Below are 17938 nucleotides of genomic sequence, written 5' to 3' on the forward strand. Positions count from 1 at the left end.
ACACCGATATTGAGCACGACCTATGCCTTGGCGACGCCGAGCTACAGGGGCGATATCGAGCGTTGCCGGCTGCTCTGCGCCAGCATCGATCGCTTCGTCAGCGGTCACGCCGTTCATTATCTCCTCGTCGAGGACCGCGACGTCCCGTTGTTCCGGGATCTCGAAGGGCCGCGCCGGCGCATCCTGCCGGAATCGCAATTGCTGCCGGGCTGGCTGAAGCCGCGCCCCGATCCGCTGAGCCTGGGCAAGCGGCGCCTCTGGACGGGATTGCGGGCTTTGGCGCGGGGTATCCCGCCGCTGCGCGGCTGGCATGCCCAGCAGCTCAGGAAATTCGCCGTGGCCACGGTCTGCGCCGAGGACGTCATCCTCTTCGCCGATTCCGACATGCTGTTCCTGCGCCCCTTCGACGTGACCAGCCTGTCGGATGACGGGGCCGTCAGGCTCTATCGCAAGCCGGACGCCATCACGGCCGACATGGCGCGACATGTGCCGTGGTGCACGCATGCCTCGGCCCTGCTCGGGCTCGACGCGCCGACCTTCCCGAGCCCCGATTACATCAACAATCTCGTGAGCTGGCGGCGCGACCACGTGCTGGCCCTGCTCGACCATGTCGAAAGCGTCAGCGGCCGCGACTGGGTCTCGGCCATCGCGCGCGAGCGCCATTTTTCGGAATACCTGATCTACGGCTATTTCGTCGAACGCGTGCTCGGGCTCGAGGCCGCCGGCCACTGGCCGGATGCGCGCGAGCTCTGCAAGGTCTACTGGTTCAGCGAGGATGTCGCCGGCATGGAGGGGCTCGCCTCTTTCGAGGAGGTGCTGGAGCCCTGGCAGGTCGCCGTCGGCGTCCAGTCCTTCATCGGCCAGCCGCTCGACCGCATCCGCGCCCTGTTCGAGCAGCAGGCCTCAGCGTGACGGCCCGCGCTGCGCCCGCGCCAGCAGCGTGTAAGTGAAGCCGGCCGAGGCGAGATAGACAGCGCCGAAGACGAGGTTCATCCAGGCGGCCCAGCTGCCGGCCTCCGGGAAACGCGTCATCACCACCGAGATCAGCCCGGCCTTGATTGCTGTGAGCAGGCACAGGAGTGCGATGCGCGAGCCCGTGCGCTCGCGCGCATAAAGCAGCTCGGCATGGTACTCGACCAGATTGCGGAAGGCGGGGACCAGCAGCATCGGCGCGAACAGATAGGCGGCTTCCGAGACATTGCGGCCGAGCAGGTTCGGGAAGGGCATCAGCGCGACGATCACGGCGACGAGCCCGCCGACCGAGACCAGCGCGATCCCGGCCTCGTAGGCCGCGAGCCGCCTGAAGCCGCCGACGCCGCGATCCTTCATGATCTTCTGGACGAGCATCTGGTTGAAGCTGCGCACCGGCATGGCGGTGAGGTCGATCACCCGGAGCGCGATGGCGTAGAGGCCGGCGGTGCGCTCCCCGGCAAGCCCGAGCACCAGCAGCTTGTCGAGCTCGGACTGGACGTAGAACACGATATCGGCGGCGCCGGCGAAGACCGCATCCGCCATCCGGCGCGGATAGAGGCTGCGCACGAAGCGCCAGCGCGCCCTCGGCAGGAAGGCAAGAAGCGCGATCAGCGCGCTCGCCATTGTCGCCCCGCAATAGGCGAAGGCCCAGATTTCCAGGCTGGCATGGCCGAAACCGGCGAAGAGCAGGGCCGCCATAGTCCGCAGGCCGGAGCCGATGATGACGAGCAGCGCCGCCTGCCGGAAGCGCCTCAGGCCGTTATTGACGATGGCGACGACCTCGACGAGCCGCCAGCCCAGCACCTCCGCGACGATGATCACCGCGAAGGGTAGGAGCGCGAGGCGCTCCGCGAAGAGCAGCAGATAGGCCGCGCCGGCCGCCGCGACGATCAGCGGCAGCGACAGGGCGGAAAGGCCCGCGAAACCGGAGAGATAGGCGCCGAGCAGGCGCGGCTTGACAGTGGCGACCCGGTAGAGCGGCGAGATGAAGCCGAAGGCCAGCAGCCGCGACAGGATGAGCCCGGTCGAGGACGCCGTGGCGAACAGACCGAATTCGCCGAGGGTCAACGTATTCGCAACGATGAGGAAGTAGACAAGGGAGATCACGAGCCGGCCAGCGGAGCCGCTCAGGATGGTGAGGTAGGCGAAGATGGTGGCGCGATCCGGCAGCATGACCCGTTTCCGCGGCGGCTGGCCCGGCGCGTGCCTTTGCGTTGCAACGTGACGATCACCTCTTAGACCAGAGGCGTTGAACGACCCTAAACGACACGGAAGCGTCCCGATTGACCAAACGGAAAGCTGAAACGGACCGGAATGAGGCAGCGCCGACGCGCCGCGGCGTGCTGCGTGGCGCGTCCGCCTGCCTGATGGCCGGCGCCATGACGGGGACCGGTGCAGCCGCGGTGCGGCCGATCCCGTTCGGCTCCGCGGCGGAGATCGGCGCCTTCCGGGATGATGTGCGCTATCGCGACGCGCTGAAGCGCTATTGCGACGTCATCGTCCCCATGAACGACCTGAAATGGGAGGCGCTGCGGCACGACCAGTCCCGCTTCGACTTTTCCGGCGCCGACGAACTCGTCGCTTTCGCCGAGGTGAACAAGAAGACCCTTCGGGGCCACACGCTGCTCTGGGGCGAGGCGCTGCCTGACTGGGCGCGAGAAATGACGACACGCGCCCAGGCCGAACGCGAGCTTGTCCGCCACATCGAGACCGTCGTCGGCCGCTATAAGGGTCGGATCGCGACTTGGGACGTGGTCAACGAGGTCATCAAATATGATCCTCTCGAGGGTGGGCCCTGGCGCGATACCATCTGGCAGCGCCTGCTCGGGCCGGAGCATGTCGACATCGCCTTCCGCACGGCGGCGCGGGTCGATCCCAAGGCACGGCTCGTGCTCAACGATTTCCATTTCGAGGAGCCGGTTCCCGGCGCCGCGGCCCGCCGCAAGGTCGCGCTCGATATCTGCCGCCGCCTCAAGGACAAGGGCATCCCGATCCATGGCGTCGGCATGCAGGCCCATCTCTATGCCGACAAGGGCATCGACGTGGAGGGCGTGCAGCGCTTCATGCGTGATCTCGACGCGCTCGGTCTCGATGTCGAGATCACCGAGCTCGACGTCATCGACTGGAAGCTGCCGGCCGATGCGGCGCAGCGCGACAAGACCGCCGCCGCCCTGGTCTCGACCTTCCTCGAAGCGGTCGTATCGGCCAAGCGTCCGAAGGCGATCGTCGCCTGGGGGCTGACCGACCGCTATTCCTGGGTTCACGAAACCTTCCCGCGCAAGGACAGCGCCCGTGCCCGGCCTCTGCCGCTTGATGCCGATTACAGGCCCAAGCCGATGATGGCCGTGCTCGAACGCTACCGGCGCGGGATCGCGTGATGTGGGACAGTGAAGCGTAGCGTCATGTTCACCACCGGGTCCGCCACGAGCGAAGCACAGGACAGGCCGGACCGCGCTGAGCGGCCGGCCTCGGCCTTGCCTGCCCAGCTCGCGCGGCTCGCCGACCCCCTCTGGATTCTCGGGACGCTCTGGGCGCGGCGCTGGCTGATCGTGCTCATGGCCGTGCTCGGTCTGGCGCTAGCGATCCTCGGCGGCCTGCTGATGACGCCGAAATACGTTTCGACGGCGCAGCTCTTCATCGATCCGCGCGACCTGCGCGTGCTCCAGAACGACGTCTCCCCCAACAACGTCGGCAGCGATCCGACCTCGATCACCGGCTATCTCGAAAGCCAGGCGCGCGTGATCGCTTCCGAAAGCATCAAGTCGCGGGTCGTCGAGCGCCTCGGCCTCGATCGCGATCCGGATTTCGGCGGTCCATCGAGCAGCTTCCTGTCCCGCTTGCTGGGGGCCGACACCGGCCCCTCGCCGAAGGCGACGCTCTACGCGTTGGCGGCGCTTGACCGCACGGTCTCGGTGCGCCGCGGCGAGCGCACCTTCGTCATCGACATCTCCGCGACGGCGCAGGACCCGGACAAGGCCGCCAAGATCGCCAATGCGCTGGCCGAGGCCTATCTGGAGGACCAGGCCGCGGTGCGCGCCGAAGCCGCGCAGAAGGCGACGGCCGCACTGACCAGTCGCCTCGAGGAATTGCGCAACCGCTTGCGCATCGCCGAGGAAAAGGCCGAGAAATACAAGGAAGCCAACAATATCGTCGGGGTCGGCGACCGCTCGCTCGGCGAGCAGCAGTTGTCGCTCAACAGCGCGCAGCTCGTCGCGGCCCGCACCCGCACGACCGAGACCAAGGCGAAATACGACCAGATCGCCGGCACGCGCGCGTCCAGCATCGAGGCCGGGGCCATTCCCGAAGCGGTCGCCTCCAACACGATGACCGCCTTGCGCGCCCAGCTCGGCGCGGCGCTGGCGCGCGAGGCCGATCTCGTCTCCTCGCTCGGCGCGCGTCATCCGGCGCTGACCTCGGCGCAATCACAGGTGCGCGATGCGAGGCGCCAGATCAGCGATGAACTCGCCCGCATCGGGCGCGCCGCCAAGGTCGAGTATGACCGTGCGGTCGAGGCCGAACGCCAGCTGGCCCGTCGCGTCGATCAGCTCACGGCCGGTCAATACGCCGCCGGCCGGGCCTCCGTGCAGTTGCGTGAGCTCGAGCGCGAGGTCGAATCCTCCCGAGCCATCTATGACGCCTTCCTGAGGCGCGCCCGCGAGACGGGCGAGCTCGGCGGCATCGACACCACCAATGCCCGTATCATCAGCCCGGCCATGCCGCCGCTGGAGAAGAGCGGCATGAGCCGCCGGACGCTGGCGCTGCTCGGCGCTTTCGGCGGCGGCGGGGCGGGCGTCCTGCTGGCGCTGGGCCTTGCCGTGTTCGCCGTGCCGCGTCCGCCGGAGCCCCCACCACCTCCGAAGCGCAAGCCGTTCTGGCGCCGTGCGCCGCGCCCGGTCGCGACCGAACCGGTCGAAAGCGCGCGTCCGGCCCAAGCCCCGGCGCCTGCGCCGGCTGTCGCGGTTACGCCGCCTCCGCCCAGGCCGGTGACGCCAGCGGCTGCGCCCGCAGAGCCGCTTCCGACGCAGCAGCCCGCTCAGGCAAGCGCAAGGCCGGCGAACTGGCGGCGCCTCATGGCGATCCCAGGCGGCTCCGCGAAGCGCGCCGCAAGCCCGTCGGAACCCGCGCCCGTTCCCGAGGCCACTTCCGAACCTGTGTCCGAACCGGCACCCCTGCCCATGCTGGGCACCATCCCGCAGGTGCGCAACCGCCGCTGGCGGCGCGACGTGGCCGAGGCGCGCTCGGTCTTTCAGGGTCAGGCCCATCTCGTCGATGTCATCGACAAGCCGCAGTCAGGCTTCGCAGCGGCCGTTGCCGCGACCCGTCGCGAGCTGGCCCGGGCCGCTGGCGGCGAGCCGCGCCGCCGCATCCTGGTCGTCGGCCTGGAGCCGCAGGCGGGCGCGACCACTCTTGCCCTCAATCTGGCGCTCGACGCGGCCCAGTCCGGCCTGCCGGCGCTGCTCGTCGATGCCGCCGAGGGCGCTCATGGCCTGACGACGGTCTTTGCCGCGGATGCATCGATCGGCCTTGGCGATGTCATGTCCGGCCAGGCGGCGCTGGGCCGCGCGATCATGAAGGACGAGGGGACCGGACTGACCTTCATGCCCTATGCGGGGGCGATCCCGCCGGCCGGGGCTGGCTCGCTGCGGACGGGCGCCTTCGCGGCGACACATCGCTTCGGGCCGATCATCGTGGATGGCGGCCATCTAGCAGCAGACAGCCTGATCGGGCGCTTCGCCGAGGTGGTGGACGACATCGTGCTGGTCGCGCGCGACGGCAAATCCGCCGAGGCCGGGGCCGAGCGCCTGAAGGCGCAGCTTGGAACGCATGCGGGCAAGCTGCGCGGCGTCGTGGTCAACGCCGCCTGAGCGCTGCGGCCCGGCGCGATCCCGTCAGTTCTTTTCGGGCTTGCGATACTGCTCGTTGGCGACGCCGAATTCCGACATCAATCGGCCGATCGCGACCTGGGCATGGTAGAACCCGATCAGCCCCGAGCGCGTGCGAAGCCCCAAGGCGAGCCCGCGTGGGACCGACGCGGCAAGCAGGGCGAGCGATTTCGTGAGCACGCGAAGCCTACCGCCCGGTCCCGGATTCTGCCGCCGTTCGATCGCCGCCGAGATCGCGCCGTTGCGCAGGCCGCGCGCATGGATCCAGTCGAACTCGCTGCGCCGTTCCGGCATGGTCTCGCGCTGCGCGGCCTCCTGCACCCACCAGAAGCGGAAGCCGGCGGCCTTGGCGCGGGTGAAGAAATCCGTATCGCCACCGCCGGTGAAGTCGAAGCTTTCGTCGAGGAAGGGGAAGCCCAGCTTGTCGAGCACGCTGCGCCGGATCAGGTAATTCGCGCTCGAATAGAGCATCGGCACCGGGCCGCTCGTTCCGTAATGCGAGCGGAACACCGGGTGCGCCGAAAGCCAGGCGCGCGAAGCGTCGGCGAAGACGGCCGTGACCGAGCCGCCGAACAATTCAGCGGGCGCCGTTCGGGCTGCCGTGACGAAGGCGTCGAGCCAGCCGGGCTCAGCCTCCTCATCGTCGTCGATGCCGAGCACTTGCTCCAGCGCCGGGAAGCGCGTCAGCGCGCAGCGCCAGGCCGCGTTATACGCCTTGCAGTTGCCCTGTCGCGGCTCGACGATGACGAAACCCTTGAACAGCCCTGCTGCGTGCAGGGCGCTGGCGCGCGCCGCGCCAGCCCGCTCGATCCCCTCGTTCTCGACCACGATCACCGCGAAATCATGCCCGCCCTGCTGGGCGGCGAGCGAGCGCAGCGTCGCTTCCAACATGTCCGGTCGCTTGAAGGTCGGAACGCAGACGACGCTCGTGACGCCCGCCAGCGCCTCCGGCGCCGATCCGGCCGTGATCTCGAAGCTTTCGGGCACGGCGAAAACCGGGAGGGCAGAATGGCCTCGTTCGCCCCTTTGCGCATCGTCTCTGGTCTGGCTGGCCATCGTCATCACCCGGAAAACTAGGCCGCGGCAGCTTAAGGTTCCGTGTTTGCCGCAGTCGAAACAAGGGCCGGTCCGGCCAGCCCCCGTTGATCATAGTCAAGGACGCCGCTTGACCTGCCCGGCCAATGAGAGGAGTGGAATATCACCTGCCGACGAGCTGTCCTCCTTGCGTCTTGCTTTCCTGACCTCGCTGATCCCGGTCGCCCGGCCGGATACCGGCTTCGAGATCGCCAATGCGGCGATCCTGAAGGCGCTGCGCGATGCCGGACATGACGTCACGGCGATCGGTTTCCTGCGCCCCGGCGAGGTTCCGGCCGATCCGGATCAGGCGGTCGTCGTTGCCGAGGCCGATATCGAGAACGCGGTCGTGCCTGCCGGAGCGAAACTGCGCTGGCTCGCTGCGGCCATGCGATTGGGAATGCCGGTCGCCTGCGCCAAGCTCCGGCTGATCGGGGAAGGACGCCTCGTCGAGGCCGTGACGGCACATGGGCCCTTCGATGCGCTGATCCTGAATTCGGTGTTGTTGCCCGGTGCCTTCCCGGAGCTCACGCGGATCGCGCCCTGCATCCTGGTCGAGCACAATATCGAGCATGTCTCGGCCGATCAGAACGCCGACCATGCCGGAAACCCTGTCCTGCGCTGGCTCTACCGGCGCGAGGCGCGATTGCTGGAGCGGCTTGAGCGCGGGCTCTGGGACGAAGCCCGCTTCATCTGGACGCTCGCCGAGGAGGATCGCCATGTGCTCGGGCCGGTCTATCGGGAGAAGTCCTGTGCCCTGCCGCTCGTGTCCGGCGAAGGCGCAGCCGCCATGCCCGACGACGGCGACGCGGCGCCGGCCTTCGATGTCGGCCTGATCGGCACCTGGACCTGGGGGCCCAATCTGATCGGCCTCGAATGGTTCCTGCGCGAAATCTGCCCGCTATTGCCCGATGATATCCGCATCGCGGTTGCCGGTCGCGTGCCGCCGGAGTTGCGCCCGCCGCTCAGCGTGACGCTTGTCGGTCGCGTGCCGTCGGCCGAGCATTTCCTGCGCTCATGCCGCCTCGTGGCGCTATCGAGCCGGGCTGGCACCGGGGTGCAGCTCAAGACGATCGAGGCGATGCAGCTCGGCCTGCCGGCTGTCGCGACCACGCTGTCCTGTCGGGGGTTCACGGCCGTGCCCGCGAATTTCACCCTGGCCGACACGGCGGTCGACTTCGCCCGGGCCGTGATGGAGCGGGTCGCATCGATCCGCGCCGGCGACTGGGAGCGGATCGACGGCGCCGCCTTCATGGCGGAACAGCGCATCGCGCTTGCGGAAGGGCTCGCGCGCGGGCTTGCCGCCGCGCTGGTGTAAGGCGGCTATTCCACTGCCGCCTTGCGGTTACGGCGGCCGATCAGGCCGAAGATCGGCCCGGCCGAGACCATCACGAGGAAGACGCGGATGATGTGGTGGGCCGCCACGAAGGCGACTTCGGTATGGAGCGCCAGCGCGATCAGGCTCATCTCGGCCAGGCCACCCGGCGAATAGGCCAGGATCAGCGGCACGTGGCCGTGTACGGAGACCAGCGCGACCAGCCAGGCGAAGCCCAGCGTCAGCGCCAGCAGGATCACGGTCGAGCCGACGGAGAGCAGGAGCACGCGCAGGATGATGCGCGGTGCCGTGCCGACGAAGCGGCAGCCGATCGTCACGCCGAGCACGAGCTGCGCCGCATTGACGATCTCCGAGGGCGGCATCGCGGCGCTCAGGCCCGTGACATGCACGATCGCGCTGACCAGCATCGGCCCGAGCAGGTATTTCGCCGGCATCCGCAGCCAGTGCCCGACGATCACGCCCACGATGCCGCAGCCGATCAGCCAGAGCTCGGAGCTGACAGGCGTCTGCGAGATGGATGGGCCAGCGACGCGTCCGCCGCTCAAGCTGACGCCGCCGATCCACTGCACGATGAAAGGCAGCGTCATTACCACGAGGAGGATGCGGGCCGAATGGATCAGGGCGATGATGCGGGCGTCGCCGCCCTTCTCCTCGCCGACCGTGACCATCTCGATCAGCCCGCCCGGCATGCCCGAGAAGAAGGCGGTGACGGGATCGAACCCGGCGACGCGCCGGAAATAGCTGACGCAGCACAGCCCGCAGGCGACCATGAAGAGCACGAGCCCGGCCAGCGTTGGCAGCCAGTTCGGCAGTTGCGCGACGACCTCCGGCTTGAAGGAGGCGCCGAGCATCACGCCGATCACGGCCGTCATCGGCGGGCGGATCACGGCTGGTGCGGCCACGGGCAGGCTGATCACGGCGGCGAAGGTGCAGAACACCATCGAGCCCAGCATCCAGGGCAAGGGCAGCCTAGCCTGCACGAAAAGCCAGCCGCCGAGCCCGCCGAGCGCCAAGGCCAGAGCGAAGCGCCGGTAGGGGAAGCGGCTGGGAGCCAGCGCCTTCAGGCCACCGATGAAATCGTCGAGCAGCACCTTCATCGAATGGGCTCGCCGCGCCCGGTTCGGCGGCATGCGCCGGTCGGGTTAGCCTCCACAGCGCAGCGGCAGGGATATGGGCGGTCTTGAAGCGTCAAGCGGCAGGTCCCTCTCGGACTCGTCCTAGAATCTGTTCGCGTCCTTGCACAGCCCGCGCCGGGTATGCCGCCCCTGCGCGTCGCGCGGCCGGGACAATGCGGCCATGTGACTTTGTCATTGGCCGAATTGCCACGTTTCCTCAATGATTTGCGCCAGGGAATGAAATGCCGGGCCGGTCATCGGCCGCGACCACTGGTTGAGGGCGATGAGCGAGGATCGGCAGTCCGGCCGCCAGGAGCGGCCGGGTTTCGAGGGCGAGGCCCCTGCATGGCAGGAGCCGGCCGCTTCCGTTCCTTCCGAGTTCGGATCGCCCCACTCCGTCCCGATCGTCGAGACAGCCCCGCGGGGCGGCTCAAGCGAAAGCTGGTTTGCGAGCCGCCGGGCGCGCTTGCGCTATTGGTGGCGCGGTGCGAGCCCGAACCTGCGCGGCTCGGTCTTCATGTTTGCCTCCATGCTCGTCTATGCGGTGATGGTCGCCGGCATCAAGCATGTCGGCCAGGGCATCCCGCTGGTGCAGATCCTGCTGATCCGGCAGGTGATCATGACCGCGATCCTGCTGCTCTTCGCCGCCGGCAGCCTGCGGCAGGCGCTGCATACCGACCGGCTCGGCCTCCAGATCTTCCGCAGCGTGGTCACGCTGCTCTCCATGCTCTGCGGCTTCACGGCCGTCGTCAAAATCCCGCTCGCGCAAGCGACCGCGATCGGCTTCAGCCAGGTGCTCTTCGTCACCATCGCGGCGGTGCTCGTCCTCAAGGAGGTGGTCGACGGCCGGCGCTGGGCGGCGACCGTGATCGGCTTCGTCGGCGTGCTGATCATGCTGCGGCCGAGCTCCGAGGGGCTGGATATCTACGCCCTGCTCGCCGTCGCCGGCGCGGTCTGCGGCGCCGCCATCACGGTCAGCGTCCGCAAGCTCGCGGCGAGCGAGCGCACCGACACGATCCTGCTCTATCAGGGCATGGTGCTGATCGTGCTTCTGGCCGTGCCGACCCTGCTCTGGTGGCAGACGCCGACGCCCAACCAGTGGTTCTGGCTGATCACGCTCAGCCTGTTCGGCACGGCCGGGCAATGGCTGATCACCCGCGCCTATCAGGTCGGCGAGGCGGCGGCGCTGGCGCCGCTCGATTTCAGCCGCCTGCTGCTGGCGAGCTTCACCGGCTTCGTCTTCTTCGCCGAGATCCCGGCGCTGACCACCTGGGCGGGAGCGGCCATCGTCATCGGCGCGACGCTCTACACGATCCGCAAGAACGCCCGCACCACGGTCCCGCCGCCTGCCACCGCCTGACCGCGCCCGGGATTGCGCCGGCCCCGTCGCGGGCGCTATGAATCGGCGCACGCCTCTCCGCATGCGTGCCGCCGGGCCTTTGCCCGGCGACATCGACAGCCAGAGGCCTGCTCATGCGCATCGAAAACGACCCGAAGCTCGATTTCCGCGACGTGCTGATTCGCCCGAAGCGCTCGACGCTGGGCAGCCGCGCCGAGGTCGATGTCGAGCGCAGCTTCCGCTTCGCCCATACCGGCAAGGAGTGGAAGGGTTTCCCGTTGATCGCCGCCAACATGGACGTGGTCGGCACGATGGCGATGGCCCGCGCGCTCCTGAAGCACGGCGCCATGGTCGCCCTGCACAAGCATTACAGCGCTGATGAACTGATCGCCTTCTTCCGCGAGCCCGGCTCGGCCAATGCCTTCTATTCGCTGGGCACGACCGATTCCGACCATGACAAGCTGAAAGCCGTCCACGCCCAGTCGCCGATCACCAAGATCTGCCTCGACGTCGCCAACGGCTATACCGAGAAATTCGTCGACACCGTCAAGGCAACGCGTGCCGCCTTCCCGGATGCGGCGATCATGGCCGGCAATGTCGTGACCGGCGACATGACCGAGGCTCTGATCCTGGCTGGCGCCGATATCGTCAAGGTCGGCATCGGGCCGGGCTCCGTCTGCACCACCCGCAAGATGACCGGCGTCGGCTATCCCCAGCTCTCCGCCATCATCGAATGCGCCGATGCCGCCCATGGCCTCAAGGGCTTCGTCTGCGGCGATGGCGGGCTCACCGTGCCGGGTGACGTCGCCAAGGCCTATGGCGGCGGCGCCGATTTCGTGATGATGGGCGGCATGCTCGCCGGCCATGACGAATGCGAGGGCGAGATCCGCTACGAGGAGCGCAATGGCGAGAAGGTGCCGGTGGCGATGACCTTCTACGGCATGTCCTCGGATACGGCGATGAACAAGTATTCCGGCGGGGTCGCCAAATACCGGGCCTCCGAGGGCAAGACCGTCGAGGTGCCCTATCGCGGGCCGGTCGAGGGCACGATGCAGGAACTGATGGGCGGCGTGCGCTCGGCCATGACCTATATCGGCGCCGTCCGCCTCAAGGAGGTGCCGAAGCGCACCACCTTCATCATGGTCGGCAGCCAGCTCAACACCATCTTCGGCAACTGAGGCGGGACCGGCCCGCCGGCCCCTGACAGCATCCGACAGGGAGGATCGGTCTGGTCCTCCCCACGCCTTTCGATACGCTATCGCTTTCCCCGCGCCTGTTGCATAGTCGCGCTTGCAACACAGAAAGCCGCCCGACGGCTTCGGGGAGACGGATATGACTTTCAGGATTTTGGGAGCGGCGGTTTTGCTGGCCGCAGGGACTTCGCTGGCGCAGGCGCAGCAGCTGTCGCCGAGCCCGACGCTGGACGCGATCAAGGCGCGCGGCAATCTCGAATGCGGCGTGCATCTCGGTCTGCCAGGCTTCTCCTTCGCCAATGACAAGGGCGAGTGGAGCGGGCTCGACGTCGATTACTGCAAGGCGCTCGCCGCCGCGGTGCTCGGCGATGCCAACAAGGTGAAGTACACCCCGACCTCGGTGCAGCAGCGCTGGCCGATCCTGCAATCGGGCCAGGTCGATGTGCTCTCGCGCAACTCGACCATCACCTTCTCGCGCAACGCGACGCTCGGCCTCAATTTCCAGGGCATCAATTTCTACGAGGGCCAGACCTTCATCGTCCGCAAGTCGGCCAATGCCAAGACGGCGGCCGATCTCGACGGCGCCTCGGTCTGCGTCGCCGCCGGCTCGACCGAGGAGAAGAACGCCGCCGACTGGTTCCGCGAGCGCAACCTCAAGACCACCATCACCAATTTCCAGAAGAACGACGACGCCATCGCCGCCTATGACGCGGGCCGCTGCGACGCCTATACCGCCGGCGTCGGCGCGCTCGCCGGCCAGCGCGCCAAGCTCAAGACCCCCGAGGATCACGTCATCCTGACCCAGCCGATCTCGAACGATCCGCAGGGCCCGGTGACGCGCTGGGGCGACGAGCGCTGGCAGCTCATCGTGCGCTGGGTGCTGAACGGCATGATCGCGGCCGAGGCGCTCGGCGTCACCTCCAAGAACGTCGACGACATGAAGGCGAACTCCAAGAACTCGGAAGTCCGCCGCTTGCTCGGCGCCGAGGGTGGCTTCGGCGCGATGATGGGGCTCTCGAACGACTGGATGTACAACGCCATCAAGCAGGTCGGGAATTACGGCGAGAGCTTCGAGCGCACCGTCGGCATGGGCTCGGGCCTGAAGATGGAGCGCGGCCAGAACCAGCTCTGGACCAAGGGCGGCCTGCTCTTCACCCCGCCCTTCCAGTGAGAGCGGGTTAAGGCTCGTCATGGCCGGGCTTGGCCCGCCATCTCGGAATCCAGCCAAAGCGTCACGAGATTCCCGGGTCAGGCCCGGGAATGACGTCCGCGAACCTCGATCGAGGTGGTCGTGAGCAGCTTCCTATCCGTCATCAACGACAAGCGTGTCCGCGACTGGTTCTACCAGATCGCCCTGATCCTGCTGCTCGTCGGCTTGACCGTTTTCTTCGTGCGCAATGCCTCGGAGAACATGGTCAAGGCCGGCATCGCCTCGGGCTTCGACTTCCTCTGGCGGACATCGGGCATCGAGGTGCCCTTCGTCCTGACCGGCTACACCCAGTCCGACGACATCTTCGCCCTGTTCTGGGTCGGCGTCGCCAACACCATGCTGGTGACCGTGATCGCGATCGTGCTGGCGACCGTCCTCGGCTTCGCGCTCGGCATCGCGCGCCTGTCCTCGCACTGGCTGCTCTCGACCATCGCCGGCGCCTATATCGAGTTCGTTCGCAACATCCCGCTGCTGTTCTTCGTGCTGTTCTGGTATTTCGGCGTCATCGCCGCCCTGCCGCAGCCGCGCCAGAGCATCGGCCTGTTCGGCGTCGCCTTCCTCAATAATCGCGGCCTCACCATTCCGCTGCCGGATGCGCCCGGCAATTTCCGCTGGGCGGCGCTAGCGATCCTCGTGTCCTGGCTCGGCTACTGGCTGGCCAGCGCCTGGGCGCGCCGCCGCAAGGACCGCACCGGGCAGGATGCGCCGCTGCTCGCCATCGGCATCGGCCTGATCGTGGTCGTCCCGGCGCTCGCCATCGCCTGGGCCAGCCTCGCCACGCGCTGGGACATCCCCGTGCTGCGCGGCTTCAACTATCGCGGCGGCTTCGTCGTGATCCCTGAATTCGTCGCGCTGCTCGCCGCACTCGTCACCTATACCGCCGGCTTCATCGCCGAGATCGTGCGCGGCGGCATTGAATCCGTGGCGAAGGGGCAGAGCGAGGCGGCATCGGCACTGGGCCTGCGTCCCGGCCGCATCCTCAGCCTCGTCGTCATTCCGCAGGCGCTGAGGGTGATGACCCCGCCATTGACCAACCAGTATCTTAACGTGCTCAAGAACTCGTCCTTCGGCGCGGCTATCGCCTATCCAGACGTGGTCAGCCTGTTCATGGGCTCCGCGCTCAACAATACCGGCCAGGCGATCGAGATCATTGCCATGACGCTCGCGGTCTACCTCGTCATCGGTCTTGCCGTTTCGGCACTGATGAACTGGTACAACGCCCGCATCGCCCTGGTGACGCGATGACCCGCACCTCCGCCCTCTCGATCTGGCGCGAGCGCCTCTTCGCCACGCCCTTCACCGGCTTCACCTCGGTGGTGTTGGTCGTCCTCATGGCCTGGATTGCCGTTCCGCTGATCCGCTGGGCCGTGATCGATGCGACCTGGGTCGGCTCGACGCGGGCCGATTGCGCCGCTGGCGGCGCCTGCTGGGTCTTCATCCGCGCCCGCTTCGGCCAGTTCATGTACGGGCTCTATCCCGTAGACCAGCGCTGGCGCGTCGACATCGCCGGGATTCTGGTCCTGGCGAGCGTGCTGGCGGTCGTCTTTGCTCCGCAGCGCTTCAAATTGAAGCTCGCGCTGGCGCTGCTGGTCGTCCTGCCGCCGCTCGGAATCTGGCTGCTCTCCGGCGGCTTCGGCCTGCGCCATGTCGAGACGCGCGAATGGGGTGGGTTGACGCTGACCCTGTTCATCTCGATCTATTCGAGCCTGATCGCGATCCCGCTTGGCATTATCTTCGCGCTCGGCCGGCAATCGGAACTCAGGATCATCCGCCTGATCAGCGTGATCTTCATCGAGTTCTGGCGCGGCGTGCCGATCATCGCCGTGATCTTCCTCGCCTCGCTCCTGCTGCCGCTGATCCTGCCCGGCGGCATCGGCATCGACCGTCTGGCGCGCGCCGTCATCGGGCTCGGCTTCGTCATCGCCGCCTATATGGCGGAAGCGGTCCGCGGTGGCCTGCAGGCCCTGCCCAAGGGCCAGCGCGAGGCCGCGACCGCGCTCGGTCTGAACTACTGGAAGGCGACGGGCCTGATCGTCCTGCCGCAGGCGCTGCGCATCTCGTTGCCGGCGATGACGAACGAGTTCATCGCGCTGATCAAGAACACGACGCTGGTGCTGGTCGTCTCGATCCTCGACCTGCTCGGCATCGCGCAGGCTTCGCTGGCCGATCCCAACTGGGTCGGCATGAACATGGAGGCCTATGCCTTCTCGGGCGCGATCTACTGGCTGATCTGCTTCGCGCTCTCGCGCTGGAGCCGCTCGCTGGAGAAGAAAAGGCGGTTGTGACACCACCGTCATTCTCGGGCGGAGCGAAGCGCAGACCCGGGAATCTCTTTCCGGAGGAGGCTCTGGCGTCTCCTGGTCATGAGATGCTCGGTCAAGCCCGAGCATGACGTAACTTTCGACCGTCCAACAAAAAACCGGCCGAAAGGCCGGTTTTTGCTATCGATGTTCCGAAACTTCTCAGGCCCGGGCCTTGCTCCGGTCGCGCCGGCGATCGGCGGCGGGCTGGTAGGCGATGCGGGCGTGGTGGCTGCAATAAGGCAGGCCGGTCTGCGAGCGGGCGCCGCAGAAGCGGAACTCGGGGGTCGTCGGGTCGCCCATCGGCCAGCGGCACATATACTCGCGCAGGTCCATGATGGTGACACGCTCCGAGAACGGGATCACCACGTCTTCCGACGGCAGCGGCGCGGCTTCCACCTCGATCTCCGCCTCGGGGGCGAACTCGGGTGCCAGTGCATGGGCGCCGCGCGTCGGGGTGGAGGCTGCACCGGCCATCGGGTGGCTCGGCGAGCGGGCCGGTGCCTTGCGCGGGGCGCTGTTACGCGGCGCGGCGGGCTGCGCCGCGCTCTTGGCCCGCCCCGAGAGGCCGAGGCGGTGAACCTTGCCGATCACCGCGTTGCGCGTGACGTTCCCCAGCTCGGCGGCGATCTGGCTGGCGCTCAGTCCGTCGCTCCAGAGCTTCTTGAGCTGTTCGACGCGCTCGTCCGTCCATGCTCCGGCTTCGTTCATCCGCATCACCTGTCTTGTCCGGCCGGCCCCTTGCGGGTCCTGCCTTTAAGGGCGCTTCGTGACGGAATCCGGGACCGGCGGCTTTGTCGCAGGGACAAGGCCGTTGCTGCCGCAACAGACGGTACAGGAGGCGCCGCACGAAATGTCGTATCTGACGAAGCCGACCATACAAGCTGCGGTGACTCGCGAACAAGAGTCGGCGAATCGCAATTCGGCTTTTCCCCAGACGATTCGCGTTTGAGCGGTCAAGCGAATCCTTTCGGCAACACTGTCCCTGCGGCATTCAATTGACAGCCGCGGCCGCCTTAAGCATATTTATCCACAAGGTGACGCCGCCCCCGATCGGGCGGCGCTTATGTTTGGCGGATCAAGGTTCCGATGATGCGGATGACGGCGCGACGAGAGGTCAGGAGCTGGGTGCGACGATAACGTCGCCGCCGGGTCGTATCATGGCTGCATCATGCAGCGTTCATCCCCGGATCGTCGTTATCAGTCCAGCGCCAATCCGATCTCACCCCGTCCCCTTCGCGAGGATCTTCGTCTCATGGCTCCCGCCCCTGTTTCCGCCAGCCAGTCCGTGCTCGTTCCGACCTATGCCCGTGCCCCCGTCGCCTTCGAGCGCGGCGAAGGCCCCTGGGCGATCACGGCCGACGGCACGCGCTATCTCGATTTCGGCGCCGGCATCGCGGTCAACGCGCTCGGCCATGCCCATCCGCATCTCGTCAAGACGCTGACCGAGCAGGCCGGCAAGATCTGGCACACCTCGAACCTCTATGGTGCGCCGGATGGCGAGCGGCTGGCGCGGCGGCTTTGCGAGGCGACCTTTGCCGAACGCGTCTTCTTCACCAATTCGGGTGCCGAGGCGAACGAGTGCGCCATCAAGATGGCGCGGAAGTATCATGCCGCGAAGGGCCATCCCGAGCGCTATCGCATCATCACCTTCGAGGGTGCCTTCCACGGCCGGACGCTGGCGACCATCGCTGCCGGCGGCCAGCAGAAATATATCGACGGCTTCGGCCCTAAGGTCGACGGCTTCGACCAGGTGCCCTTCGACGATGAGAAGGCGCTGCGCGCCGCGATCACGCCGGAAACCGCCGCGCTGATGATCGAGCCGATCCAGGGCGAGGGCGGCCTGCGTTCCGTGCCTGCCCGGTTCCTCAAGTTGCTGCGGGAGCTCTGCGACGAGCAGGGCCTGATGCTGATCTTCGACGAGATTCAGACCGGCGTCGGCCGCACCGGCAAGTTCTTCGCCCATGAGATGTACGGCGTTGCGCCCGACATCATGTCGATCGCCAAGGGCATCGGCGGCGGCTTCCCGATGGGCGCCTGCCTCGCGACCGAAGAGGCGGCTTCCGGCATGACGCTGGGCACCCATGGCACCACCTTCGGCGGCAACCCGCTTGCCATGGCGGTTGGCAATGCCGTGCTCGACGTCGTGCTGGCGCCCGGCTTCATCGAGAATGTCGGCCAGATCGCTCTTCGCCTGAAGCAGTCGCTGGCCGAGCTCAAGGACAAGCATCCTGACGTCATCGCCGAAATCCGCGGCGAGGGCCTGATGCTTGGCCTGAAGCTCCACACGCTCAACACCGACTTCGTCAACGAGGCCCGTGCCCACGGCCTGCTCGTCGTCGGTGCCGGCGACAATGTCGTGCGCCTGCTGCCGCCGCTGATCATCACTGAGGCCGATGTGGCCGAGGCGGTGTCGCGTCTCGACAAGACGGCTGGCGCGATCGAAGCCGCGCTGAAGCGGCCGGCTGCCGAATAAGTTCATCCGCAAGCCCCACACCAGCGAAGCGTAAGGAAGC

General features: G+C 67.4%; 14 protein-coding genes. 10 read left to right on the forward strand and 4 right to left on the reverse strand.

Annotation, left to right across the window (positions count from 1 at the left end):
- The first annotated feature begins 9 nt into the window (after positions 1–9).
- Positions 10–912, forward strand: a complete 903-nt coding sequence (locus NUV79_RS10760; RefSeq protein ID WP_257733082.1) for a DUF6492 family protein — start codon at positions 10–12, stop codon at positions 910–912.
- Here the strand turns inward: NUV79_RS10760 and NUV79_RS10765 are convergent.
- Positions 904–2145: a lipopolysaccharide biosynthesis protein gene (locus tag NUV79_RS10765; protein ID WP_257733083.1), complete on the reverse strand. Its 1242-nt coding sequence runs from the start codon at positions 2143–2145 to the stop codon at positions 904–906. The genes NUV79_RS10760 and NUV79_RS10765 overlap by 9 nt on opposite strands.
- A gap of 110 nt (positions 2146–2255) precedes the next feature.
- On the opposite strand from NUV79_RS10765, the gene NUV79_RS10770 reads away from it, so the two are divergent.
- Positions 2256–3350 (forward strand): endo-1,4-beta-xylanase, encoded by a 1095-nt coding sequence (locus NUV79_RS10770; RefSeq protein ID WP_257733084.1) that lies wholly within the window; start codon positions 2256–2258, stop codon positions 3348–3350.
- Between the two features lie 24 nt (positions 3351–3374).
- Complete coding sequence (locus NUV79_RS10775) at positions 3375–5837, forward strand: exopolysaccharide transport family protein (RefSeq protein ID WP_257733085.1); 2463 nt, start codon at positions 3375–3377, stop codon at positions 5835–5837.
- Positions 5838–5861: 24 nt separating this feature from the next.
- Here NUV79_RS10775 and NUV79_RS10780 read toward each other — a convergent pair whose 3' ends face one another.
- A complete protein-coding gene (locus NUV79_RS10780) occupies positions 5862–6842 on the reverse strand; it encodes a glycosyltransferase family 2 protein (protein WP_257733086.1) in 981 nt (326 codons plus the stop codon).
- Between the two features lie 235 nt (positions 6843–7077).
- Here NUV79_RS10780 and NUV79_RS10785 point away from each other — a divergent pair, with 235 nt between their 5' ends.
- A complete protein-coding gene (locus tag NUV79_RS10785; protein ID WP_257733087.1) occupies positions 7078–8247 on the forward strand; it encodes a glycosyltransferase in 1170 nt (389 codons plus the stop codon).
- A 5-nt stretch (positions 8248–8252) separates the two neighbouring features.
- Here the strand turns inward: NUV79_RS10785 and NUV79_RS10790 are convergent, their stop codons facing one another.
- Positions 8253–9362: an AbrB family transcriptional regulator gene (locus tag NUV79_RS10790; protein WP_257733088.1), complete on the reverse strand. Its 1110-nt coding sequence runs from the start codon at positions 9360–9362 to the stop codon at positions 8253–8255.
- Between the two features lie 301 nt (positions 9363–9663).
- Here NUV79_RS10790 and NUV79_RS10795 point away from each other — a divergent pair, with 301 nt between their 5' ends.
- The 5 genes from NUV79_RS10795 to NUV79_RS10815 all read left to right on the forward strand — a co-directional run bounded on the left by NUV79_RS10795 (position 9664) and on the right by NUV79_RS10815 (position 15407).
- Positions 9664–10740: a DMT family transporter gene (locus NUV79_RS10795; RefSeq protein WP_257733089.1), complete on the forward strand. Its 1077-nt coding sequence runs from the start codon at positions 9664–9666 to the stop codon at positions 10738–10740.
- Between the two features lie 113 nt (positions 10741–10853).
- Positions 10854–11897, forward strand: a complete 1044-nt coding sequence (locus tag NUV79_RS10800; RefSeq protein WP_257733090.1) for a GMP reductase — start codon at positions 10854–10856, stop codon at positions 11895–11897.
- Between the two features lie 154 nt (positions 11898–12051).
- Positions 12052–13083, forward strand: coding sequence for an amino acid ABC transporter substrate-binding protein (locus NUV79_RS10805; protein WP_257733091.1), 1032 nt, complete (start codon positions 12052–12054; stop codon positions 13081–13083).
- Between the two features lie 120 nt (positions 13084–13203).
- On the forward strand, positions 13204–14367 hold the full coding sequence (locus NUV79_RS10810; RefSeq protein ID WP_257733092.1) for an amino acid ABC transporter permease: 1164 nt from the start codon (positions 13204–13206) through the stop codon (positions 14365–14367).
- Positions 14364–15407: an amino acid ABC transporter permease gene (locus tag NUV79_RS10815; protein WP_257733093.1), complete on the forward strand. Its 1044-nt coding sequence runs from the start codon at positions 14364–14366 to the stop codon at positions 15405–15407. Before NUV79_RS10810 ends, NUV79_RS10815 begins: the two co-directional genes overlap by 4 nt.
- A 177-nt stretch (positions 15408–15584) precedes the next feature.
- Here the strand turns inward: NUV79_RS10815 and NUV79_RS10820 are convergent, their stop codons facing one another.
- On the reverse strand, positions 15585–16133 hold the full coding sequence (locus NUV79_RS10820) for a GcrA family cell cycle regulator (RefSeq protein ID WP_257733094.1): 549 nt from the start codon (positions 16131–16133) through the stop codon (positions 15585–15587).
- Between the two features lie 544 nt (positions 16134–16677).
- Between NUV79_RS10820 and NUV79_RS10825 the strand changes: the two genes are divergently transcribed.
- The gene (locus NUV79_RS10825; RefSeq protein WP_257733095.1) at positions 16678–17898 is read left to right on the forward strand and encodes an aspartate aminotransferase family protein; all 1221 of its coding nucleotides are present in this window, start codon (positions 16678–16680) and stop codon (positions 17896–17898) included.
- Positions 17899–17938 lie beyond the last annotated feature (40 nt).

It is taken from the genome of Allobosea sp. 47.2.35 (assembly GCF_024655635.1).
In the GTDB taxonomy this organism is placed as follows: domain Bacteria; phylum Pseudomonadota; class Alphaproteobacteria; order Rhizobiales; family Beijerinckiaceae; genus Allobosea.

Coding starts and splice junctions, on each gene's coding strand:
- NUV79_RS10765 (WP_257733083.1), bottom strand. CDS start 2,145: ATGCTGCCGGATCGCGCCACCATCTTCGCCTACCTCACCATCCTGAGC.
- NUV79_RS10775 (WP_257733085.1), top strand. CDS start 3,375: ATGTTCACCACCGGGTCCGCCACGAGCGAAGCACAGGACAGGCCGGAC.
- NUV79_RS10790 (WP_257733088.1), bottom strand. CDS start 9,362: ATGAAGGTGCTGCTCGACGATTTCATCGGTGGCCTGAAGGCGCTGGCT.
- NUV79_RS10795 (WP_257733089.1), top strand. CDS start 9,664: ATGAGCGAGGATCGGCAGTCCGGCCGCCAGGAGCGGCCGGGTTTCGAG.
- NUV79_RS10800 (WP_257733090.1), top strand. CDS start 10,854: ATGCGCATCGAAAACGACCCGAAGCTCGATTTCCGCGACGTGCTGATT.
- NUV79_RS10805 (WP_257733091.1), top strand. CDS start 12,052: ATGACTTTCAGGATTTTGGGAGCGGCGGTTTTGCTGGCCGCAGGGACT.
- NUV79_RS10815 (WP_257733093.1), top strand. CDS start 14,364: ATGACCCGCACCTCCGCCCTCTCGATCTGGCGCGAGCGCCTCTTCGCC.
- NUV79_RS10820 (WP_257733094.1), bottom strand. CDS start 16,133: ATGAACGAAGCCGGAGCATGGACGGACGAGCGCGTCGAACAGCTCAAG.
- NUV79_RS10825 (WP_257733095.1), top strand. CDS start 16,678: ATGGCTCCCGCCCCTGTTTCCGCCAGCCAGTCCGTGCTCGTTCCGACC.